General features: G+C 60.5%; 19 protein-coding genes. 15 read left to right on the forward strand and 4 right to left on the reverse strand.

What is annotated here, in order from left to right:
* Window positions 1-5: 5 nt before the first annotated feature.
* Entirely contained in the window at window positions 6-971 is a 966-nt protein-coding gene (locus BLR20_RS09895) for a glucokinase (protein ID WP_054993090.1), read from the reverse strand.
* A complete protein-coding gene (edd, locus tag BLR20_RS09900; protein ID WP_010431703.1) occupies window positions 968-2,794 on the reverse strand; it encodes a phosphogluconate dehydratase in 1,827 nt (608 codons plus the stop codon). Before edd ends, BLR20_RS09895 begins: the two co-directional genes overlap by 4 nt.
* 219 nt (window positions 2,795-3,013) lie before the next feature.
* Between edd and gap the strand changes: the two genes are divergently transcribed.
* The 15 genes from gap (at window position 3,014) to BLR20_RS09980 (ending at window position 21,276) form a co-directional block, all read left to right on the forward strand.
* A complete protein-coding gene (gene gap / locus BLR20_RS09905; RefSeq protein ID WP_005891405.1) occupies window positions 3,014-4,015 on the forward strand; it encodes a type I glyceraldehyde-3-phosphate dehydrogenase in 1,002 nt (333 codons plus the stop codon).
* A gap of 155 nt (window positions 4,016-4,170) precedes the next feature.
* Entirely contained in the window at window positions 4,171-4,689 is a 519-nt protein-coding gene (locus tag BLR20_RS09910; protein ID WP_032615785.1) for an RNA polymerase sigma factor, read from the forward strand.
* A gap of 59 nt (window positions 4,690-4,748) precedes the next feature.
* Window positions 4,749-5,714 carry a FecR family protein gene (locus tag BLR20_RS09915; RefSeq protein ID WP_054993091.1) on the forward strand — a complete coding sequence of 322 codons (966 nt, stop codon included), beginning with the start codon at window positions 4,749-4,751 and terminating at the stop codon, window positions 5,712-5,714.
* A 121-nt stretch (window positions 5,715-5,835) separates the two neighbouring features.
* Window positions 5,836-8,415 carry a TonB-dependent receptor gene (locus BLR20_RS09920; RefSeq protein ID WP_054993092.1) on the forward strand — a complete coding sequence of 860 codons (2,580 nt, stop codon included), beginning with the start codon at window positions 5,836-5,838 and terminating at the stop codon, window positions 8,413-8,415.
* A gap of 115 nt (window positions 8,416-8,530) precedes the next feature.
* Window positions 8,531-9,145: a biliverdin-producing heme oxygenase gene (locus BLR20_RS09925; protein WP_054993093.1), complete on the forward strand. Its 615-nt coding sequence runs from the start codon at window positions 8,531-8,533 to the stop codon at window positions 9,143-9,145.
* The gene (locus BLR20_RS09930) at window positions 9,142-9,600 is read left to right on the forward strand and encodes a YbaN family protein (RefSeq protein ID WP_010431683.1); all 459 of its coding nucleotides are present in this window, start codon (window positions 9,142-9,144) and stop codon (window positions 9,598-9,600) included. The genes BLR20_RS09925 and BLR20_RS09930 overlap by 4 nt, the downstream gene beginning before the upstream one ends.
* A gap of 98 nt (window positions 9,601-9,698) precedes the next feature.
* On the forward strand, window positions 9,699-10,055 hold the full coding sequence (locus BLR20_RS09935; RefSeq protein ID WP_032615793.1) for a DUF5064 family protein: 357 nt from the start codon (window positions 9,699-9,701) through the stop codon (window positions 10,053-10,055).
* A gap of 519 nt (window positions 10,056-10,574) precedes the next feature.
* Window positions 10,575-12,083: a sigma-54-dependent transcriptional regulator gene (locus BLR20_RS09945; RefSeq protein ID WP_054993094.1), complete on the forward strand. Its 1,509-nt coding sequence runs from the start codon at window positions 10,575-10,577 to the stop codon at window positions 12,081-12,083.
* 170 nt (window positions 12,084-12,253) lie between these two features.
* The gene (locus tag BLR20_RS09950) at window positions 12,254-13,984 is read left to right on the forward strand and encodes a PAS domain-containing sensor histidine kinase (protein WP_032615797.1); all 1,731 of its coding nucleotides are present in this window, start codon (window positions 12,254-12,256) and stop codon (window positions 13,982-13,984) included.
* Entirely contained in the window at window positions 13,969-14,358 is a 390-nt protein-coding gene (locus BLR20_RS09955; protein WP_003314036.1) for a response regulator, read from the forward strand. Before BLR20_RS09950 ends, BLR20_RS09955 begins: the two co-directional genes overlap by 16 nt.
* Before the next feature lie 9 nt (window positions 14,359-14,367).
* A complete protein-coding gene (locus BLR20_RS09960; protein WP_054993095.1) occupies window positions 14,368-16,485 on the forward strand; it encodes a putative bifunctional diguanylate cyclase/phosphodiesterase in 2,118 nt (705 codons plus the stop codon).
* Between the two features lie 87 nt (window positions 16,486-16,572).
* Window positions 16,573-17,322 (forward strand): efflux RND transporter periplasmic adaptor subunit, encoded by a 750-nt coding sequence (locus BLR20_RS09965; RefSeq protein ID WP_082429570.1) that lies wholly within the window; start codon window positions 16,573-16,575, stop codon window positions 17,320-17,322.
* Entirely contained in the window at window positions 17,319-18,641 is a 1,323-nt protein-coding gene (locus BLR20_RS09970; RefSeq protein ID WP_010436700.1) for an efflux RND transporter periplasmic adaptor subunit, read from the forward strand. The genes BLR20_RS09965 and BLR20_RS09970 overlap by 4 nt, the downstream gene beginning before the upstream one ends.
* Window positions 18,641-20,737, forward strand: coding sequence for a site-2 protease family protein (locus BLR20_RS09975; RefSeq protein ID WP_054993097.1), 2,097 nt, complete (start codon window positions 18,641-18,643; stop codon window positions 20,735-20,737). Before BLR20_RS09970 ends, BLR20_RS09975 begins: the two co-directional genes overlap by 1 nt.
* Window positions 20,738-20,766: 29 nt before the next feature.
* Window positions 20,767-21,276 (forward strand): GNAT family N-acetyltransferase, encoded by a 510-nt coding sequence (locus tag BLR20_RS09980; protein ID WP_010436694.1) that lies wholly within the window; start codon window positions 20,767-20,769, stop codon window positions 21,274-21,276.
* Here the strand turns inward: BLR20_RS09980 and BLR20_RS09985 are convergent, their stop codons facing one another.
* On the reverse strand, window positions 21,277-21,588 hold the full coding sequence (locus BLR20_RS09985) for a DUF6916 family protein (RefSeq protein ID WP_010436691.1): 312 nt from the start codon (window positions 21,586-21,588) through the stop codon (window positions 21,277-21,279).
* A 54-nt stretch (window positions 21,589-21,642) separates the two neighbouring features.
* On the reverse strand, window positions 21,643-22,233 hold the full coding sequence (locus BLR20_RS09990) for a phage tail protein (RefSeq protein ID WP_010436688.1): 591 nt from the start codon (window positions 22,231-22,233) through the stop codon (window positions 21,643-21,645).
* Window positions 22,234-22,483 lie beyond the last annotated feature (250 nt).

The following is a 22,483-nucleotide window of genomic DNA, read 5'->3' on the forward strand; positions in this document are numbered from 1 at the left end:
ATCGCTCAGATCTGCGCACCAAACGCCTGTTGCAGGGCCACGCCTGAACCCATGAGGCCCGGGTATTCAGCCGTGACCAGCCACACCGGCAAGCCTTTGAAATAGTCGCTCATGACGCCCTTCTCGGCCATGGCGCGCTTGAACCCGCTGTTGATGAAGAACTCAGTGAAGCGCGGCACCACGCCACCGACGATATAAACCCCGCCCAGGCTGCCCAGGGCCAGCACATGATTGCCGACCACTCTGCCGAGAAACACGCAGAACTGTTCCAGTACCGCTGCGGCTACCGGGTCGCCCGACAGCGCAGCAGTGGTGATCGCGGCAGGCGACTTGAGCACCGGTTCGATGTCGTCCAGCGCGCAGCTGACCTGATACAGCAACAGCAAGCCCGCACCGCTGAGCACGACTTCGGCGCTGACATGTTCGTGCTCGGCCATCAACCGCGTCCACAGCAGTGCCTCGCGCGCAGTGCCGATGGGCAGATCGGCATGACCGCCCTCGCCCGGCAACGCCATCCAGCGACTGCCTTCGAGTTTGATCAGCGTACCGACGCCCAGCCCGGTGCCGGGCCCCACCACCACGCGCGGCCGATCAGGCTTGCCGACACCGTGGCAAACCGTCAGGTATTCATCGTCCTTGAGCCGGGTCATGCCCAGCGCCATGGCGGTGAAGTCGTTGATCAGCAGCAGTTCATCGACCTGCAGGTCGGCACAGAAAGCCTTGCGGCTCAGTTGCCAGTGGCTGTTGGTGAACTGGAAAAAATCGCCATCGACCGGCCCGGCCACCGCCAGGCATACATGACCGATATCGCCGCGCTGCAGCTCCAGATCCTGCAGATAGACTTCGATGGCCTTCTCCGGGCCCGCGTAGTCAATGGTCGGGAATACCCGGACAGAATGCAGCGTGTCGTCTTCCCAAATGGCAAAACGTGCATTGGTACCGCCTATATCACCGACCAGGGCCAACTTCACTTAAGCGTCTCCAGACTAGAGGTAAAGGCGCTGGCGCCTTGCTCTGCGGAGCTGAAGGCCATGCGCATGAATCCAAAAAGCTCGCGACCGCAGCCGACACTGTTGTCGATCTGGTTGATGGCCGGCTCTCTGGCGGCCAATTCTGACGCTTCGACCAGAACTTGTAACGTGCCTTTTACACCATCCACGCGAATCACATCACCATCACGCACCAGCGCCAGCGGGCCACCATCGAACGCTTCCGGGCAGACATGAATCGCCGCCGGGATCTTGCCCGAGGCGCCCGACATGCGTCCATCGGTGACCAGCGCAACCTTGAACCCGCGATCCTGAAGGACACCCAGAAACGGCGTCATCTTGTGCAGCTCGGGCATGCCATTGCAGCGCGGGCCCTGGAAGCGCATCACGGCGACGAAATCGCACTCCAGCTCGCCCGCCTTGAAGGCATCGGCCAGCTCTTTCTGATCCTGAAACACCTTGGCCGGCGCTTCGACGATCTGATGCTCCGGAGCCACGGCGGACACTTTCATCACGCCACGGCCCAGGTTGCCTTCCATGACCCGCAGGCCACCTTCAGGCGAGAACGGACGGGCAACCGGGCGCAGGATATTTTCATCGAGGCTTTCGAGCGGCCCTTCACGCCAGACCAGTTTGCCGTCTTCCAGGAACGGCTCCTTGGTGTAACGGCTCAGGCCATAACCGGCCACGGTGTTGACGTTTTCGTGCAGCAGACCGGCAGCCAACAGCTCGCGAATCAGGAACGACATGCCGCCTGCCGCCTGGAAGTGGTTGATATCAGCCTTGCCGTTGGGATAGACGTGACTCAGGGTCGGTACCACTTCGGACAGGTCGGCCATGTCCTGCCAGGTCAGCTGAATGCCGGCGGCCTGAGCGATGGCCGGCATGTGCAGCGTGTGGTTGGTCGAGCCGCCTGTCGCGTGCAGCGCAACGATGGAGTTGACCAGCGAGCGCTCGTCGACGATCTCGCCGATCGGCATGAAGCTGCCACTTTGCATGGTCAGACGCGTCACCTGGCGAGCCGCTTCAACGGTCAGTGCGTCACGCAATGGTGTGTAGGGATTGACGAATGAAGCACCCGGAAGGTGCATGCCCATGACTTCCATCACCAGCTGGTTGGTGTTGGCGGTGCCGTAGAAGGTGCAGGTTCCCGGACCGTGATACGACTTCATTTCCGAGTCGAGCAACTCTTCACGGGTGGCCTTGCCTTCCGCATAACGCTGCCGTACGTCGGCTTTTTCCTTGTTGGAGATGCCAGAAACCATCGGCCCGCCGGGCACGAAAATGGTCGGCAGATGACCGAAACGCAACGCGCCCATCATCAGGCCGGGCACGATCTTGTCGCAGATGCCCAGCATCATCGCGGCATCGAACATATTGTGTGACAGGGCGACCGCCGTAGACATGGCAATCACTTCACGGCTGGCAATGGCCAGTTCCATGCCCGGCTCGCCCTGGGTCACGCCATCGCACATGGCCGGCACACCACCGGCAAACTGACCGACCGAACCAATGTCACGTAAAGCCTGTTTGATCTGGGCTGGGAAGTGTTCGTAGGGCTGATGCGCCGAGAGCATCTCGTTGTAGGAGGAGACGATTGCCACGTTGGCGGCGTTCATCAGACGCAGGCTTTGCTTGTCTTCCGGTCCGCAGGCAGCGACGCCGTGGGCAAAGTTGGCGCATTGGAGCTTGCCGCGCATCGGGCCATCGCTCGCTGCGCCGCGAATCAATTGAAGGTAGCGCTGACGGGTATCGCGACTGCGGGCGATGAGACGCTCGGTTACTTCAAGGACGCGGGGATGCATGTGATGAACTCCAGGCTAACGTCTAAGGTCACCCGTAAAGACGGCTCCGGTTTTCGAGCAGTGACTGTCAGGGAGCAAAACCCTGATCTCGATCAACTGGGAGTGCCTTTCAGGCTTGTAGTTGTAGATAAAACAAAATATTGCCACTAAAAAGGCTTGTTTTCTATTTCTATGAGAATAATCTTGTAATTCCAACAACAAATTCAGAAGGACGGCTGTATGACTCTTCGTATCGCAATCAACGGTTTTGGCCGAATCGGCCGCAACGTCCTACGCGCACTGTATACCCAAGGCTACCGTCAGGACCTGCAGGTCGTCGCCATCAACGATCTTGGCGACAGCGAAATGAACGCACACCTGCTGCGCTTCGACACCGTACACGGCCCATTCAGCGGCACGGTCGAGTGCGACAAGGACAGCCTGACCGTCAATGGTGACCGTATTTCGGTCAGTGCCATCCGCAATCCGGCCGAGCTGCCGTGGAAAGCGCAGGACATCGACGTGGTGTTCGAATGCACCGGTCTGTTCACCAGCCGCGACAAGGCTGCCGCGCACCTCACCGCCGGCGCCCGCAAGGTGATTATCTCCGCGCCAGCCAGCGGTGCCGATGCCACCATCGTCTATGGTGTCAACCACGACACGCTGCGCCAGTCGCACCAGATCATCTCCAGCGCCTCGTGCACCACCAACTGCCTGGCCCCGGTCGCCCAAGTGCTGCACCGCGAGCTGGGTATCGAAAACGGCCTGATGACCACCATTCATGCCTACACCAACGACCAGAACCTGATCGATGTCTATCACACCGATCCGTACCGCGCTCGCTCGGCCACGCAGTCGATGATCCCGAGCAAGACCGGCGCTGCCGAAGCGGTAGGCCTGGTACTGCCGGAGCTGGCAGGCAAACTCACCGGCATGGCGGTACGCGTACCAGTCATCAACGTTTCGCTGGTCGACCTGACCGTGACCCTGAAGCGCGAAACCACCGCTGATGAAGTCAACGCATTGATGAAAGAAGCCAGTCAGCATTCCAAGGTGCTCGGTTACAACACCCTGCCGCTGGTCTCCCATGACTTCAACCACAACCCGCTGTCGTCGATCTTCGACGCCAATCACACCAAGGTCAGCGGCAAGTTGCTCAAGGTGCTGTCGTGGTACGACAACGAATGGGCGTTCTCCAATCGCATGCTCGACAACTGCCTGGCACTGCATAACGCGCAGTAAAGGATAGCTGTCCAGCAACACCTGCTCTCATGCCCATGCACTGCGTGGGCATGCAGTTCCGGGCGTCTGCGGACAAATATTTACAGATGCAGGGTTGACCGGCCCAGAAGATGAGAAGCATTATCATTTGCTCGCATCTCCGGTCAGGCTTCTCTGTGTCGCACTCAGACTTCAACAAAGTGTTTCTGGCCCAGCGCCCGGTTCTTTTACGCACTCTGCAACGCATGGTCGGCAATCAAAGCGCTGCCGAAGACCTGCTCCAGGAAACCTGGCTGCGCGTCAGCCGTGCATTGACCGAACACCCCGTCGATCATCTTGAACCCTTCGTTTTCCAGACCGCTCGCAACCTGGCGCTGGACCATTTGCGTGCGCGGCGCATCCATGGCCGGACCATGCTCGAAGACGTGTCGCCTGCGCGACTCGAAAGTGTTGTGGCTCAGTTGGGCTCGCCCGAAGATGCTGCACACGCCAAGCGCCTGCTGGAAAGCCTCAGCGCCAGTCTGAGCACGCTGAGCCCGCGCCAGCAGAAAATCTTTACCCTCAGCCGCCTCGATGGCCGCAGTTATCTGGAAATTGCCGAGCAGTTGCAGGTCTCTGCCAGTACCGTACAAAAAGAATTGAAACTGATCATGGCGATCTGTGTAGGCGTTCTTTCCAGGCTTGACCCGCCCTGAGCCCTGCCGCACGCTGCCAGACTCATATCGATACAGTTTCAGGATTACCGAGGAACACCGTGGCCCCGAACACAGAACGCCCGCACGCAATTGCGCAGGACGTGTTGAGCAACGCTGCAATGGATCAGGCCCTGACCTGGCTGATCGAACTGGAAGGTGCAGACGATGCACAGCAGGCCCGTTTTCAGGAATGGCTGAATGCCGATCCCGAACATGCCCGCGCATTCGAGAAGGCCCGGACACTCTGGAGCTCGCAGCCGGTTCGGCACGCAGCGGAAAAGATTGCACCACCGCGCAAGCGCTCGGCATGGCAGCGTGTCCGCCCCCACTGGAAACCTCTGGCCACTGCAGCGGTGTTGCTGCTGGGGCTGTTCAGCTTCAGCAATCTGCCGTTGCGCCTGCAGGCCGATCATCTGACGGTCGTCGGTGAACGCCAGCGCCTGGAACTGGCGGACGGCTCGAAGGTGCTGCTCAACACTGATTCGGCCTTCTCCAGCCAGATCGGAGAAAAACAGCGCTCTGCCCGCTTGTATCGGGGCGAAGCCTTCTTCGATGTCACGCCGAAACCCGGGCTGCCGCTGGAAATCGAAGCAGGCCCGGTACGCATGAGCGCCAACAGCACCGCGTTTTCGGTGCGCTATCTGGACGGCGTCGCGCAGGTGCAAGTGCAGCGCGGCGCTGTCGACGTGCATGCCACCCACGGTGACTCCAGCGTCAGCCTGGGGGCTGGAGACAGTGTTCGCGTGGGGCCTGGCGGCTTCGGGCACCGCGAAAAGCTTGACCCGGTGCGGGATCTGGCCTGGGTGCAGGGCCGACTGATCTTCGACAACTCCCCACTGAGCGAGGTCCTGACTGAGCTGCGTCGTTACTATCCCGGCTGGATCGTCAGCACCAACGCGCAACTGGACCGTGTTGCCGTTACCGGCAACTATCGCCTGGACAACCCGCTCGACGTAGTGCGCTCGCTGGCGCAGATCACCTCGGCAAGCATTCATGAAATGCCCGCACTGGTAATCCTCAACTGAAGCAAAGTTTTTTTACTCGATAGCGACTGCCCGTTCGTCTAGTCATAGCCAATGCAACTGATTCTCATTTTGAAACAGCTTGTAAACACTATGACGAGCAACACCCCAGGGAGCGCTACCGATGTCATCCACGTTCACGCCTGTCGCCCGACAACGCGCAAGGTTCACGCTTTCTCTGCTGACGATTGCGGTACTGGGCAGCAGTCTGCAGATTGCACACGCCAGTGCAGCCAGTCCAGACACCCCGGCGACACGCCCGGCTGGCACCTACCCGTTCTCGATCAGTCAGCAACCTCTGGTATCGGCGCTGAACGAGTTCAGCCGCGTGACCGGCTGGCAGGTAGGCATGTCGGCGGGCCTGGCCCAAAACGTCATCTCTCCAGGAGCCAGCGGCGAACTGAGCGCTGCTCAGGCCCTGGAAAGGATGCTCTCCGGCAGCTCGCTGAACTACCGCAATCTGGGCAACAACAGCGTCGTGCTGGAAAAACGCGCCACCACCGCTGGCGTCCTGGCGCTGGATCAGATCACCGTCAGCGCCACACGCCAGGCACAGGATGTCGCCACAGTGCCGAGCACTGTCAGCGTACATGCCCGTGAGGAACTGGATCGCAGCAACGTCAACACACTCCGTGACCTGGTGCGCTACGAGCCGGGGGTTTCCGTGGGTGGCGCAGGCCAGCGTGCGGGCACGACCGGCTATAACATTCGCGGTATCGACGGCAACCGCATCCTGACCCAGGTCGACGGCGTCGAGGTGCCCGACAGCTTTTTCACCGGTCCCTATGCGCAGACTCACCGCAACTATGTCGACCCGGAGATCATCAAGCGCGTGGAAATTCTACGCGGTCCCGCTTCGGCCCTGTACGGCAGCAGCGCCATTGGTGGCGTGGTCAGCTACTACACACTGGACCCGGACGACATCATCAAGCCCGGCAAGGATGTCGGCGCGCGGCTGAAGACCGGCTATAGCTCCGCGGACGAAAGCTGGCTCAACTCGGCCACCGTTGCAGGCCGTCAGGGCGATTTCGATGGCGTGCTGCACCTCAGCCAGCGCAATGGCCATGAAACCGAATCCTGGGGCAGCACCGGCGGTACCGGCTTGAGCCGCACGCAAGCCAACCCTCAGGATGCGCGCAGTACCAACGTGCTGGGCAAACTGGGCTGGAACTATGGCGACGGTTCGCGTCTGGCGCTGGCCTATGAAAAGTACAAGGACGACCGCGACAGCAATCTGAAAAGCGCAGTCGGTGGGCCGTTCACCAACGGCAGCGGTCTGGGGATGTATCGGTCACGCGAGGGTAACGACACCATCACCCGCGAGCGCTTCGGCATCGAAAACAGCTTCGCCCTCGACAGCCTGCTGGTCGATAACGTCAAGTGGAGCCTGAACTACCAGATCGCGAAAACCGATCAGAGTACCCGGGAGCGCTACTTTCCGTTCTCCCGCGATGTCATTCGTGATCGCAACACGCAATACCAGGAGAAACAGTGGGTGCTCGATGCCCAGCTGGACAAGGCATTCTCCATCGCCAGCACTGACCATGTGCTGACCTACGGCACAACGATCAAGCGTCAGAAAGTCACCGGACTGCGCAGCGGCAGCGGCACCTGTGCGCGAGTCTTCGGCTCCTGCCGCGCTGTAGGTGCGGACAGCCCGAGCGACCGGCTGGCCGCAACGAGTGATTTTCCCGACCCGACCATCACCAGCTACGCGTTGTTCGCACAGGACCAGATCAGCTGGAATGACTGGACCTTCCTGCCCGGCGTGCGCTACGACCACACCCGGCTCGATCCGACATTCACCTCGCAATTCCTCAGATCGGTCAGCCTGACCGACCCAGACCAGGCGAACGATGAAACGCGGACCTGGCATCGCCTGTCACCCAAGCTGGGCGTGACCTACGCACTCAGTGATGCCTACACGTGGTACGGCCAGTATGCCGAAGGCTTTCGCACCCCTTCGGCCAAGTCGATATACGGACGCTTCGAAAACCCGACGGCCGGCTATGTGGTCGAACCCAATCCGAACCTGAAGCCCGAAACCAGCAAAAGTTACGAAACCGGCCTGCGCGGTCGTTTCGAGTCAGGCTCGTTCGACATTGCGGTGTTCTACAACAAGTACCGCGATTTCATCAACGAGGACGCCATCACACCCGTGTACAGCGAACTCACGTTCCAGTCCAACAACATCCGGCACGCCACCCTCAAAGGCGCCGAGCTGAAAGGCCGCATCAACCTCGACAGTCTGGGTGCCCCGAACGGCCTTTACAGCCAGGCCTCCATCGCCTATCTGCACGGCCGCAACAACGATACGGGCGAGCCACTCAACAGCGTCAACCCGCTGACCGGTGTCGTCGGGCTCGGTTACGACCGCAATGACTATGGCGGGCTGTTGAGCTGGACACTGGTCAAGCGCAAGAGACGCGTGGATGACAGCAGCTTTTATACGCCGGACGGCACCTCCAGTCAGTTCAGAACACCGGGCTTCGGCATTCTGGACCTGACCGGTTATTACAAGGTCAGCAACGACGTGACCGTGAATGCCGGCCTGTACAACCTGACCGACAAAAAATACTGGCGCTGGGACGATGTGCGCGGCTACGACGGCGTGGGAGAAGCCGGCGTTACCGCACCTGCAAACCTTGATCGCCTGACCCAGCCTGGACGCAATTTCAGCGTCAACGTGGTGTGGGACATCTGAGCCCGACAGTGACTGAAAGCCCGCCGTCAAACACTGGCGGCAGGCTTTTTTTACGCTCTCGGGGCTGGCTGTTCGTCCATTCAACAAGCCCTATTTTTCAGCAAGGAAGACTTCGATGCCTCTCGACCCGAACACACCGACCCTGCGTTCACAACGCCTGAACCAGATCACCCACGCGCCACATGAACAGCTCGACAAGGCGGTCAAGGCCCATGCGCCGTTTGACACGCTGGGCAGCTATTCGCGCTTCGTGGTTGCCCAGTATCTGTTCCAGACCGAACTGCAACACCTTTACAGCGACCCTGCCCTTGAAGCGATCATAAGCGACCTCCCGGCACGCTGCCGGGCCGAACAGACAAGGGCAGACCTTGCCGACCTGAACATGGACATTCCATTGCCGCTGGCAGGTGCAGCACAAAAACCGGGCAGCGCAGAAGCGCTCGGCTGGCTGTTCGTCTCGGAAGGTTCCAAGCTCGGTGCAGCATTCCTGATCAAACGAGCCCAGGCCTTGAACCTGAGCGACAGCTTTGGTGCGCGGCACCTGGGCGAGCCTGCCGGGGGTCGGGCTGCCGGCTGGAAAGCCTTTGTCAGAACGCTTGATGAACTGCCAATGACTGCCGAACAGGAAGCAGAACTCGATCGCGGCGCCATCGCCGCATTCGAGCGTTTCAACGTATTGCTGCAATACGCCTACGCCGATGCTCCCGTTGCAGACATGGCCCAGGCATGAAAAAGCGCCCGGTGCTGTTAAGCTGGCCGGGCTCCCCGAACCTGCCTGTAGAGACCATGACGTACAAACCACCCGGCTCAAGACTTTCACGCCTTTTATACGGCATCCTCGCCTATACCGCGTTGGGCATAGGCATCGTTGCGATCTTCGTTCCCGGCCTGCCGACCACAGAATTCATTCTGCTGGCGGCGTGGGCGGCAACACGCAGTTCGCCGCGCCTGAACGCCTGGCTGGAAAACCATCGTGTGTTCGGCCCGATTCTGTACAACTGGCGCAACGGCAGACTGGTCGCCCGCAAGGCCAAGATCAGCGCTACCATCAGCATGCTTGTCTGTGCCGTGGTGATGCTGAGCCTGATCGGCCATGCCTGGTGGCTGTACCTGGCGCTCACGGGGATGGCGCTGGGCAATCTATGGATATGGTCGAGACCGGAGCCGGACAAAATCGACCGTTGAGCGCCGGCATGAGGCGAGCAGCACTCTGCACAAGGCTGAACCGTCCGGTCGCGGTCAGTGTCTGACTGAGCACACTCACCACTTGATGGAGTCACTTCATGTACGAGCCAGGCCATCTGCACCTCACCCACGTGGCGCTTCAACCGTCGGATATCAACTATGACATCCACCTGCGCTACAACGTGGAGGAAGATCCCAAGCAAGGCACGTCCATGCACTTCACCATGCAGGGCGAAATCAATGGCAAGCCGTTCGAAGAGCAATTTCAGTTGCCTCGCGACCTTGCCTTCAACTTCGCCCACGATGCGAGTCGCATCGCGATAAGGCGCGGCTTGCCCAACTCGGCCGCACTGCCCATCGCCCAGCACAAGGACTACGACCGAATGTTCGCGGACATTCGCGACAAGCTCCACGCCAAATCAGGCGACCCGGTTAATCCAGAGCATCTGGAGTAAGCCAACGCGGGAGCGTGAGGAACGATAGATGCCTGCAAGAACACCTGCGGGCAGCAATGAGGCATCGGAAAACACCATCGTGCCCATGCTCCGCGTGGGCATGCCGTTCTGGACGCTCTGCGTTCTCTCCTGAATAGGCGGGACGGCATAAATCCATGACCCAGAGCGTCACGAAGGGCATTCCCACGCTGGAGCGTGAGGAACGATAGGTGCCTGCAAGAACACCAGCGGGCAGCAATGAGGCATCGGAAAACACCATCGTGCCCATGCTCCGCGTGGGCATGCCGTTCTGGACGCTCTGCGTTCTCTCCTGAATAGGCGGGACGGCATAAATCCATGACTCAGAGCGTCACGAAAGGCATCCCACGCGGGAGCGTGAGGAACGATAGGCATCCGGGAGAACACCATCGTGCAGTAGCGTGAGGAACGGCAGGCTCCGAAGCACACCAGCGGATTTCACCAAACCTGCCGCCACAAGGCATACTTGCCGCCTTCTCATTCGCGAGCCGTCAACGCCTCATGCGCATCCATGTCAGCTTCATCGACCGCGTCGGTATCACCCAGGAAGTGCTGGCAATCCTGGGTGGACGCAATCTGAATCTGGACGCGGTGGAGATGGTGCCGCCCAACGTGTACATCGATGCCCCGACGCTCAGCCATCAGATGCTTGAAGAGCTCAAGGACGCGCTGTTTCGGGTCCGTGGTGTCGAGGCTATCACCGTGGTCGATATCCTTCCGGGTCAGCGTCGCCACCTGCAACTGGACGCGTTGCTCGCCGCCATGACCGACCCGGTGCTGGCTCTGGACAGCGCCGGACATGTGCTGCTGGCCAACCCGGCACTCATCGCACTGATTGGCCGGGAGCCGGCGGGCGAATCCATCGGCGAGCTGTTCAGCGACTCCAGTCTGCACGTCGCGTTGCTGGAAAACGGCTTTCGCCTGCCGCTGCGCGAGATCACCCTGAACGGAGAAGCGCTGCTGCTGGATGCCACGCCGATCACCGAAGCCGGTGCGTTGATTACCCTGTACCTGCCCAGTCGAATCGGCGAACGCCTGTCGGCATTGCACCACGATCACGCCGAAGGTTTCGACGCCCTGCTCGGTGACTCGGCCGCCATCCGCACGCTCAAGGCGCGGGCGCAACGTGTGGCGGCGCTGGACGCACCGCTGCTGATTCAGGGCGAGACCGGCACCGGCAAAGAGTTGGTGGCCCGCGCGTGTCACGCCAGCAGCGCCCGCCACGGCGAACCGTTCCTGGCTCTGAACTGCGCCGCGCTGCCGGAAAACCTCGCCGAAAGCGAACTGTTCGGCTATGCCCCTGGGGCCTTTACCGGCGCCCAGCGTGGCGGCAAACCGGGGTTGATGGAACTGGCCAACCAAGGCACCGTATTTCTCGATGAAATCGGCGAAATGTCACCCTATCTGCAGGCCAAACTGCTGCGTTTTCTCAACGATGGCAGCTTCCGGCGCGTCGGTGGCGATCGGGAAGTGCGGGTCAATGTGCGCATTCTCAGCGCCACCCACCGTGATCTGGAAAAGATGGTCAGCGAAGGCACCTTCCGCGAAGACCTGTTCTACCGCCTTAACGTCCTCAATCTGGAGGTTCCGCCGTTGCGCGAGCGCGGTCAGGACATCCTGCTGCTGGCCCGGTACTTCATGGAGCAGGCGTGCGCACAGATTCAGCGTCCGGTCTGCAGGCTTGCACCCGGCACCTACCCTGCCCTGCTTAGCAACCGCTGGCCAGGCAATGTGCGGCAATTGCAAAACGTTATTTTTCGCGCGGCTGCCATCTGCGAACACACTCAAGTGGATATAGGCGACCTCGATATCGCCGGCACTGCAGTGGCCCGTCAGAACGACAGCTCGATCGACAGCCTCGAACATGCCGTCGAAGCCTTTGAGCGGAATCTGCTGGAAAAGCTTTACGCGGACTACCCTTCAACCCGTCAACTGGCCAATCGCCTGCATACTTCGCACACCGCCATCGCTCATCGCCTGCGAAAATACGGAATTCCCGACAAGCGTTAGTCTATCGGCGTCATGTATCAAAAATATATTCCGAAAAGTTTCACTTAATAACTAATCTGCCGATAACGATCTGGTATCGTCAGTAAACCTCTTATCATCCATTTGAATGGGTGTCCGTAGTGTGATTACGGCCGTAATGGCAAAAAGGTCAGCTAGTACCGGGAAGTCATATGCCAACCTCGCCAGTGGACCGCCCGCTTGTCGACGCTCAGTCTCGCGCTGAAAAAATCGTAGAATCTCGCCGTCAGAAAATCCTCCTCAAGACCGGTGCGCTGCAGGATGCAATTTTCAACAGTGCCTACTTCTCAAGTATCGCAACCGACGAACACGGCGTTATCCAGATATTCAATGTCGGCGCCGAACGCATGCTCGGTTATCACTCCGAGGACGTGGTCGACAAAATCACACCTGCGGACATCTCCGACCCCGCCGAACTCATCATCCGCGCGGCAGCCCTCAGCCATGAACTCAACACGCCTATCACGCCGGGCTTCGAGGCCCTGGTGTTCAAGGCCTCGCGGGGCATCGAAGACATCTATGAACTGACCTACATCCGCAAGGACGGCAGCCGCCTGTCGGCCATGGTCTCGGTCACGTCCCTGCGCGACAGCGCCGAAACCATCATCGGTTATCTGCTGATCGGCACCGACAACACTGCACGCAAGCAGGAGGAAGAGGCTCAGGCCTTGCTTGATCAGCGCCTGCGGGACCAACAGTTCTATACCCGCTCGCTGATCGAATCGAACATCGATGCGCTGATGATGACCGATCCGCAAGGCATCATTTCCGACGTCAACAAGCAGATGATGGCGCTGACCGGACGTACCCGCGACGAGTTGATCGGTGCGCCCTGCAAGAACTTCTTCACTGACCCGGCGAGTGCCGATGCCGCGATCAAGCGCGTGCTCAGCGAGCACAAGGTCAGTGATTACGAACTCACCGTGCGCGCCTACGACGGCACTGAAACCGTAGTGTCCTACAACGCTGCGACCTTTCATGACCGTGACCGCAAGCTCAAGGGTGTGTTCGCCGCGGCCCGCGACGTGACCGAGCGCAAGCGTTTCGAGCGGACGCTGGAAGAAAAGAATATCGAGCTGGAACATGCCAGCCACATGAAGTCCGAGTTTCTTGCGACCATGTCCCACGAGCTGCGCACGCCGCTCAACGCCGTGATCGGTTTCTCCGAAGCCCTCAAGGACGGCATGGTCGGTGACATGACCGATGCCCAGCGACGCTACATAGGCGACATCTTCAACAGTGGCCAGCACCTGCTGTCGCTGATCAATGACATCCTCGACCTGTCCAAGGTCGAGGCCGGGATGATGACGCTGGAGCTCGAGTCGGTCGATCTGGACGAACTGCTGAGCAACAGCCTGCTGATCGTTCGCGAGCAGGCCGCCCTGCAACATATTCAGCTGAAGCTGGAAACAGAGGCCGACTTCGGCGTGCTTGAGCTCGACCGGCGCAAGACCAAACAGATCGTCTACAACCTGCTGGCCAACGCCGTGAAATTCAGCGAGCCGGGGGGATGGGTGACGCTGGCGGTGCGTCTGGTGCCATCTTCCCAGGCAGGTCTTATCGACGGTGACTGGCCGACCTACGGGTTCGCGCTTCCGTCCGGTGACTGTGAGCAGTTTCTGGAACTGAGTGTCAGCGACACCGGAATCGGCATCGCCCAGAGCGACATGAACAAGCTGTTCAAGGCGTTCAGCCAGATCGACAGCGGCCTGGCACGCAAATTCGAAGGCACCGGCCTGGGCCTGGCGATGGTCAAGCAACTGACCGAACTTCACGGCGGCTGCGTCGCAGTCGCCAGCGTGAAGGACCTCGGCGCGCGCTTCGTGGTGTGGCTGCCCATCCGCCAACCTGAATCAGCGGAGGCACGATGGCCCAGATCCTGATCATTGAAGACAATGCGGCGAACATGCGTCTGGCAGAGCTGTTGCTGACCAGCGCCGGGCACGCCGTGCTGTCGGCCGTCGATGCCGAAAGCGGCCTGAAACTGGCTCGCGAGCGTCAGCCCGACCTGATCCTGATGGACATCCATCTGCCGGAAATGGACGGCCTGACCGCCACATCGCTGTTGAAGAAAGACGCCGGCACAGCTGCGATCCCGGTGATCGCACTGACCGCGATGGCCATGAAGGAAGACAAGGAAAAGATCCGACTGGCGGGCTGCAACGCTTATGTCATCAAGCCGTTGCGCTACAAGGAGTTGTACCGGGTCATCGACACCCTGCTGGAAAAAAATCTGCCTCAACAGCCCATTACCTGAGCATTCGATATGACCCAGAGCGCCGCGACCATCCTGATTATCGATGACGACGTCCATGTCCGGGACCTGCTGGAGGTGCTCTTGCAGAACCAGGGTTATCGGACACTGACGGCGGAATCAGGCGAGTTGGCGCTGGCCATGATCAAACGACAGGCACCCGACCTGATCCTGCTGGACATCATGATGCCGGGCATGGACGGCTATGAGGTCGCCAGCCAGATCAAGGCCGAAAAGGGCACCGCCAATATACCGATCATCATGCTCTCGGCACTCGACGACCAGAGTTCCCGCCTGTCGGGGCTGGAGGCCGGGGCCGAGGAATACCTCAACAAGCCTGTGGACAGCGCCGAACTGTGGCTGCGCGTGCGTAATCTGCTGCGCCTCAAGGCGTTCGGCGACTACCTGAAGAGCCACAGCCTGATCCTCGAAGATCAATTGCAGCAACGGACCATCGATCTTGAGCGTTTTCGCACGGTGATGGACGCCTCCGAAGACGCGATCTTCCTGATCAACCGCAACACCATGAGCCTGATCGAATTCAACCGCCGGGCCTGCCAGTTGCTGGGGTATACCGCCGAGGAGCTGTCGCACAAGACGCCTGCCGAACTGGGCGAAACATCCATGGAGCAGCTTGAGGTCGTGTACGACCAGATCATTGCCGGTAAAGGCCCCAGCGAACCTCTGGAAACCCAGATTCGCGACAAGAGCGGCCGGGATGTCGAGGTCGAAATCCATCGCCAGGCTTACCGCACCGGCGAGGATTGGGTCATCGTCGGCATCGTGCGCGACATCACCCGGCGCAAGGAAAGCGACCAACGCCTGCTGACCATGGCTCACTACGACACGCTGACCGGCCTGCCCAACCGCGACCTGTTTTTTACCAGCCTGCAAATGGGCATGACCCAGGCGGCCATCAGTCGCTGGAAGCTGGCGGCCTTGACGGTCGATATCGACGGTTTCAAGAACATCAACGAAACCTGGGGGCATGTGCTGGGCGATGAGGTGCTGCTGGAAGTCAGCCGCCGACTGTCGAACTGCCTGAATGCCAGCGACACCCTTGGCCGCGTGGACGGCGATCAGTTCGCCCTGATTCTGATGCTTCGTCCCGGCCAGGCGGATACCCGGCAAACGCTCGAGCGCATCCGCAACGCATTGCGAGCGCCCTTCCGCATAGAAGGCCAGAGCCTGGTCATGACCGCCAGCATCGGTATTGCGCTTTATCCGGAGGATGGCGAAGACTCACGCGAGCTGATCAGACATGCCTACACCGCCATGAACAGCGCCCGAAAGATCGGCCCGGACAACTACCGGTTCTACACGCCGCAGATGAACGCCGACGTTTCGGCACGCCTGGACCTGGAGGCCGCGCTGCGCGAAGCGGTGCGTAACCAGGCCTTCGAAATCGTCTACCAGCCCAAGCTGGACCTGAACAACGACCGTATCTGCGGACTTGAAGCACTGTTGCGCTGGCCACGCCCTTGCCACCCAGGCGTTTCGCCTGCTGTATTCGTTCCCGTGCTGGAAAGCCTCGGCCTGATCGGTGAAGTCGGCAACTGGGTCGTCGACAGCGTCTGCGCCCAGATCGCGCGCTGGCAGCGCTCCGGGTTGGGATTGTTTCAGGTAGCGGTCAACATTTCCGGGCAACAGATTTCCAGCAGCAGCCTGGTGGCCGACATCCGTCAGGCACTCGAAAAACATAATGTTGCGCCGCAGTGGCTCGAGGTCGAACTGACAGAAAGTTCGTTGATGGAAAATACCGCGCACACCATCGCCACCCTAGGAGCGCTGCGGGCCAATCGCGTGAGTATTTCCATCGACGATTTCGGCACCGGCTATTCAAGTCTGGCGTACCTGCGCCGATTCCCTATCGACAAGCTTAAAATCGACATCGCATTCATTCGCGAAGTGACCAGCAACCCGCAGGATGCGGCCATCGCCAGAGCCATCATCGAGCTGGCTCACAGCCTCGACCTGCAGGTGATCGCCGAGGGTGTGGAAACCCCTGAGCAACTGGCGTTCCTTCGTGAAAACCACTGCGATCAAATTCAGGGCTATCTGATCAGCAAGCCGCTGCCGCTTGACGAGCTCGAAACATTTTTGCGCTCACCGGCAAGCCGCGCCGGATAAGCCAGTGTCATCGGCACACGCTGTGCCGATCATGCCATTTTTCAAGGAGTTCGCTGCATGCGCTGTTTGCCGGCTGTACTTGTAGGGATGCTAAGTGTGGCGGGCCTGGCTCAGGCGCAAACGCCCAGCGATGCGGGGTTGATCGAGGACAACGCAACAGCCGGTACATCCGCCTCGTCCAATGACGCCAGGGGCGTACTGCGGGCGACCAATCAAGCGGTTCTTGCCAGCGAACTGTCGGGCCGCATCGTTGATCTTCCTTTCCAGGAAGGCGAGTCGTTCAACAAGGGCGACACACTTGCCCGCTTCGACTGTTCGGCCTATCAGGCACAACTCAATGCAGCCCAGGCAGCCAGTCGCGGGGCCAGTGAGGAACTTGCCCACAACCGGCAACTGGCAGCGCTCAACTCGGTGGGCCGTTTCGAGGTGGCTCGCGCAGAGGCCAGGCTCTCCGAAACCCAGGCGCAGTCCGGCGTCTATCAGGTACAGATCAAGCGTTGCAGCGTGGTTGCGCCATACGACGGACAAGTCGTGGAGCGCAAGGTCAAGCGGTACGAGAGTGTTGCAGCTGGTACACCGATGCTCGAAATCGTCGATAACCGCACGCTGGAAATCCACCTGCTGGTGCCCTCGCGCTGGATGAGCAGACTCAAGCCCGGACAAACCTTCAGTTTCGTTCCCGACGAGACGGGCCAGCCGCTGACCGCCACCATCAAGCGCCTGGGTGCGCGCATCGATGAAGGCAGCCAGACATTGCTGCTCATCGCCAGCCTGCCCAAGGCCGAGGGTCTGCTGGGAGGCATGAGCGGCACAGCACATTTTGCGGAGCTCAAGTGAACGCCTCTGCACAGGGCGCGATTGAAAGGGTTTTCGCGCAGTTTCTCGACCTTGAACGGCTGACCCGCGCCGCGCCCACCACCGAGCAACTGGCCTACAGCCTGGTCAACGATAGCCAGGGGCTGTTCGGCTACCGTCATGCGGCGCTGATAATTGCCGGTAAGGTGCGCGCGGTGACGGGTGTCAGCGTCATTGAGCCGAATGCGCCGTTTGTGGCCTTCGTCGAGCATGCGGTCGGCCAACTGCTCAAACTCGAGCAGGTCAAACCCGCCCGCGTCGTGCACATGGACTCGCTGAGCGCTTCGGTACGCGACGACTGGAACAGTCTGTCGGCACCGCATGTTTTCTGGCTGCCGCTACAGGATCGCAAAGGTGATGTCTTTGGCGGCCTGTGGCTGGCCCGCGACACACCCTGGGCTCCGGCAGAGCAAGTCCTGCTGGCACAACTGGGCGATACCTGCAGCCATGCATGGCTCGCCCTGCAACCCGGTAAACCCTGGCGCTTGCGGTTCAATCGTAAACGTCAGGCTCTGTTGGCGATGCTGGCATTGCTGTGCCTGCTGATTCCGGTGCGTCAGTCGGTGCTGGCACCGGCCGAGGTCGTACCGCTGGGCGGGCGGGTAGTGGCCGCACCGCTGGACGGTGTGGTGGCCGAGTTTCTGGTCAAGCCCAACCAGATCGTCAAGACCGGTGATTTGCTGCTGCGCTTCGAGAACACCACCCTCAAGGCTCAGGCCGACGTGGCCGAGCGTGCGTTGGGCGTTGCCGAAGCAGAACTGAAAGCCAATTCGCAACGCTCTTTCGCTGACGCCGAATCCAGTTCGCGAATCGACCTGCTGGCAGCCCGCGTCGAACAGAAGCGTGCCGAACGCGACTACGCTCGCGAACTGTTGAAACGCAGTGAAGTACGCGCCGAGCGCGACGGTATCGCGGTGTTTGCCGATGCCCAGCGCTGGCTTGGCAAACCCGTGCAGACCGGTGAACGGCTGCTGGAAATTGCCGACCCGAGCCAGGCTGAGCTGCGTATCGAACTGGCGGTTGGCGACGCCATCGCACTGCAACCGGATGCAGAAATCGCGCTGTTTCTGGACAGCGACCCGCTGCAACGTCACGCCGCTCGACTGGAGCGGGCGGCGTACGAGGCGCAAGCCACCCCTGGCGGGCAGTTGGCGTACCGCCTGGATGCCAGCTTTCTCGACTCACCACCGCCTCGAATCGGTCTGCGCGGCACCGCCAAGGTATTCGGTGACCGCGCGCCTCTGGCGCTTTACCTGCTGCGCCGCCCTCTTGCCGGTCTGCGTCAGAGTGTAGGCCTGTAATGAGCCTGCCCAGCCTGCGCGCCGACCTGCAGCTCACACCTGCCGCCCCGGACCTCGACGGCTCACCACGCTGGACCCTGGCCGATCCGGTCCGCGGTCGCTATTTCAAGCTGGGCACTCAGGCCATTCGCCTGTTGCGCCATTGGGCACTGGGCGACGCCTCGCGGGTGCTCCAGGCTGCCAATCGCGAACCGGGCCTGCCACTGGGCAACACCGAGGTGGACGAGCTGCTGCGCTTTTTGCGCGGGCATGACTTGATCGCGGCACAAGACCCGGAACAACGCGCCAGCTACGCCGGCAAGGCAGCGGCGTCGCGCCATGGGCTGTGGCAGATGCTCTTGCATCAATACCTGTTTTTCCGCATCCCGCTCTGGCGTCCGGACGCTTTTCTCAACCGGGCCTGGCCGTGGCTGGCGCGCTACGGTTCAAGGCTGCTGCGCTATGGGCTGCCACTCACGCTGGGGTTGGGAATTTTTCTGGTAGCCCGCGACTGGCAGCGGTTTGTCGGCACGTTCCCGCACTTGTTCAGCCTCGGCGGCGCCCTGGCGTTCGGCGTTGCACTGTTTTTTGCCAAGCTCTGTCATGAATTCGGACATGCCTTCATGGCCAAGCGTGCCGGATGCCGGGTGCAGAGCATGGGTGTAGCGTTCATGGTTCTGTTGCCCTTGTTCTACACCGATGTCAGCGATGCCTGGCGGGTCAATGATCGACGCGCCCGCCTGCTGATCGGCGCGGGCGGCGTGCTGGCAGAAATGCTGCTGGCGTGCGTCGCCCTGCTGGCCTGGTCGCTGCTGCCCGATGGTCCGGCACGCACCGCAGCGTTCATGCTGGCCAGCGCCACGTGGCTCACCACGGTCATGGTCAACCTCAATCCATTCATGCGCTTTGACGGCTACTTTTTGATCAGCGACTTTTGGGAAGTCGACAACCTTCAGGGGCGGGCCTTTGCGCTGTGTCGCTGGCGGCTGCGCGAGGCACTGTTCGGTTACGGTCTGCCTGCGCCCGAGCCCTGGTCACCGGCCATGCAGCGTCGTCTGCTGTGGTGGGGCTATCTGTCCTGGCTATGGCGTGCCGCATTGTTTTTCGGTATCGCGCTGGCGGTCTATCACCTGTTTTTCAAGTTGCTGGGGATCTTCCTGATGCTGGTGGAGCTGGGCTGGTTCATCTTCCTGCCGATTTTCAAGGAATGTCGCCACTGGTGGTCAAACCGTGAGCAGGCACAGGCGCCGCGTGTATTGCTCAGCGCAGCAGGCTTGCTGGCGCTTCTGTTACTGCTGAGCGTGCCGTGGCACAGCAGTGTCGAGCTGCCGGTGATGCTGGAGGCCGAAAGCGTGACCGCCATTCACGCCCCCGCCGCCGCCAGGGTCAGACAGCTCAACGTGCAGGACGGTCAGAAGGTCGAACAGGGCGCAGTGCTGATGGAGCTGGAGTCTCCGGATATCGACTCGCGGCAAAGCATCGTGCGCCGTGAAATCAATATTCTGCAGTTGCAGATGCGCCGCCAGGCCGGTCGTAGCGAGACGGCTGCCGATGCCGGCATTCTCGAGCAGCGCCTGGCCGAGGCAGTTGCCGAATATCGCGGTCTGGCAGCACGTCGCGAGCGCTTGGTGTTGCGCGCGCCAAAGGCCGGACAAGTGCGCGACCTGCTGCCGCAATTGAGCGTCGGTCGCTGGGTCTCGACCAAGGATCCCCTGTTGCGTGTTGTCGAGAACGGCACGCGGATTCGTGGTTATGTGGCAGAAAATGCACTGTGGCGTATTACTCCCGGTGATCGTGGCCGCTTCATCGCCGACGACCCGATGCGCGAATCACTGGCCGTTGAATTGCTGGAGGTGGATGCCAACGGTGTGGCCTGGCTGGATCAGGAGGCGCTGAGCTCAGACCACCACGGACCGATTGCTGTGCGCCGTGACGAGAATCAACGCGCCGAGCCGGTCCAGGGTCAGTATGGTGTACGCCTCAAACTGGTAGACAACACCGCCGCACCCTCCCAGCCTCTGCGCGGCGTCGCCGTGCTGGACGGCCGCAGCGAATCCCTGCTGGGCGCAACCTGGCGCCGGCTCGCCGCATTGGGAGTGCGTGAAAGCGGGTTCTGAAGCTGACACATGGAAAGAGGACAGCAGACATGCAAAACAAGCCATTTGCCAACACCGATGGACTGGTCGTGCGGCCATCCAGAGAAACCGACGGTGCCTTTCTGCAGATGCTCTATCACTCGGCGCGTCCAGACCTGCAATTGGTCGACGGCGAACGCGATCAGGTGGAAGAGGTGATCGCTCAGCAGTTTCGTGTACAGGATCAGGGACTGGGAGAGAACTTCCCCAATGCCATGCACTATGTCATTGAAAAGCTCGGAACACTCATCGGTGCGCTGGTCACGGATTTCGGCCATAACGAGATTCGCGTCCTGTATCTGGCATTCATGCCGGCCGCACGTGGCAAGGGTTATGGGCGCAAGGTCTTACAGGGCGTCCAGCAGGCCGCAGAACAGATCCGCTGCCCGGTAGCGACAGTGGTCTGGTCCAACAACCCCCACGCACGCCAGCAGTATCTGGCATTGGGGTTTCAGGTAGAGGAGCAGGATGTGGCAGCGGCAAGGCTGATCTGGTATCCAGGCCAGTCCGCTGCCTTTTGATCAATTGAAGCTGATGCAGTAATAAGCCATGTTCTCGTCGCGGCCCATGGCGGGAACGCGAGAGACGAAAACCCCCGTCAACAGCCCCAGTTCAGGCAGCTCGATAGCACAGGCGCCCTCGACAAACTCGCTGGGCTCCAGTGACTCAAGGGACACGTTGAACGGCATGCGTTGTTGCCGGGCAGCTCGTGCCTGGGGTTTTTCGGCCACCGAGGCGACATGCACAGGCAACCGGCTCCCGTTGCTTGTTTGCAGCAGGCAGGTAGTGCCCAGCAGATTCTGGAAGTGTTCGACCGTAACGTCCTGCAGCATGATGCATCTCCAGCATGAAAGAATTGGAAGAGCCCGTCCCTGGGCTCGTATCAGTCAATCCCGCTGAGGGAAATAACCCTGCAGCGCAATACTGAAGTTCACCACCAGGAACGGGTTCATGCTGTCGAGAGGAAGGCTGCCACCCACGGCCTGCATGCTTCCGCTGATGGCCGTGCTGACGCCCTTCTGCACCACCGGTGCAGTGCCCACACTGGGCGAGAAGATATTGGCGGAGGTCGGGCCGGTAGTCGAAGCGCCGATGAAGGCATTGTCAGCGGTTGGCGCGATGGACGCTCCTGCCACTGCCGGACTGGCCAGGTTGATCGTGGTGGTCGCCGTCAACGCGCTCATCTGATGCACATGCGATGGCATGTTGGCGATGGCCACAGTGACCTTTTCGACGCCCGAAGCTGTTCCGATCACCCTGCTGGTGAGATTGACCCCGGTCCCTTGATTGACCGGCACCCGGCCCTGCAGGTTGGGCAGCATGAAGCCCTGCGCGCCGTCACCACCATAAGTGACCCCCAACAGGCTGTACAAGGCCATGTACTGATTGATGCTCAGTGTTTGTCCATTGCACTGCATCCAGCCACTGGGAGCAAATGGAAAGGCAAACGTCATGATCGAACCCATAAAAACTTCCATACAGCCTCATCCTTCTTCTGTGTCATGGGAAACTTCGATCCACCGGGGCACGGTCCCGCAGGTGGCAGGAAAGGAGCGTAGACGCAGTTTTCAGAGTGTGGATGTTTTTGCAGGTCGTCTTTCAGCTATACATCCAGTGACATTTGCCTGGCAAAACCGAAAAGTTCACTACCGTTCATCTGATAGTCATCATCCTTCCATTGAGGCAGGCCTGTTAAACCGCGGGGCCCGCAGCCATGCGCGGCTTTTT

The organism is Pseudomonas congelans (genome assembly GCF_900103225.1).
GTDB classification, from domain to species: Bacteria; Pseudomonadota; Gammaproteobacteria; order Pseudomonadales; family Pseudomonadaceae; genus Aquipseudomonas; species Aquipseudomonas congelans.

Bases quoted from the DNA above. Each gene is read 5' to 3' on its own strand.
- edd (WP_010431703.1), bottom strand. From the start codon at position 2,794: ATGCATCCCCGCGTCCTTGAAGTAACCGAGCGTCTCATCGCCCGCAGT.
- gap (WP_005891405.1), top strand. From the start codon at position 3,014: ATGACTCTTCGTATCGCAATCAACGGTTTTGGCCGAATCGGCCGCAAC.
- BLR20_RS09920 (WP_054993092.1), top strand. From the start codon at position 5,836: ATGTCATCCACGTTCACGCCTGTCGCCCGACAACGCGCAAGGTTCACG.
- BLR20_RS09925 (WP_054993093.1), top strand. From the start codon at position 8,531: ATGCCTCTCGACCCGAACACACCGACCCTGCGTTCACAACGCCTGAAC.
- BLR20_RS09930 (WP_010431683.1), top strand. From the start codon at position 9,142: ATGAAAAAGCGCCCGGTGCTGTTAAGCTGGCCGGGCTCCCCGAACCTG.
- BLR20_RS09935 (WP_032615793.1), top strand. From the start codon at position 9,699: ATGTACGAGCCAGGCCATCTGCACCTCACCCACGTGGCGCTTCAACCG.
- BLR20_RS09945 (WP_054993094.1), top strand. From the start codon at position 10,575: ATGCGCATCCATGTCAGCTTCATCGACCGCGTCGGTATCACCCAGGAA.
- BLR20_RS09950 (WP_032615797.1), top strand. From the start codon at position 12,254: ATGCCAACCTCGCCAGTGGACCGCCCGCTTGTCGACGCTCAGTCTCGC.
- BLR20_RS09955 (WP_003314036.1), top strand. From the start codon at position 13,969: ATGGCCCAGATCCTGATCATTGAAGACAATGCGGCGAACATGCGTCTG.
- BLR20_RS09960 (WP_054993095.1), top strand. From the start codon at position 14,368: ATGACCCAGAGCGCCGCGACCATCCTGATTATCGATGACGACGTCCAT.
- BLR20_RS09965 (WP_082429570.1), top strand. From the start codon at position 16,573: ATGCTAAGTGTGGCGGGCCTGGCTCAGGCGCAAACGCCCAGCGATGCG.
- BLR20_RS09975 (WP_054993097.1), top strand. From the start codon at position 18,641: ATGAGCCTGCCCAGCCTGCGCGCCGACCTGCAGCTCACACCTGCCGCC.
- BLR20_RS09980 (WP_010436694.1), top strand. From the start codon at position 20,767: ATGCAAAACAAGCCATTTGCCAACACCGATGGACTGGTCGTGCGGCCA.
- BLR20_RS09985 (WP_010436691.1), bottom strand. From the start codon at position 21,588: ATGCTGCAGGACGTTACGGTCGAACACTTCCAGAATCTGCTGGGCACT.
- BLR20_RS09990 (WP_010436688.1), bottom strand. From the start codon at position 22,233: ATGGAAGTTTTTATGGGTTCGATCATGACGTTTGCCTTTCCATTTGCT.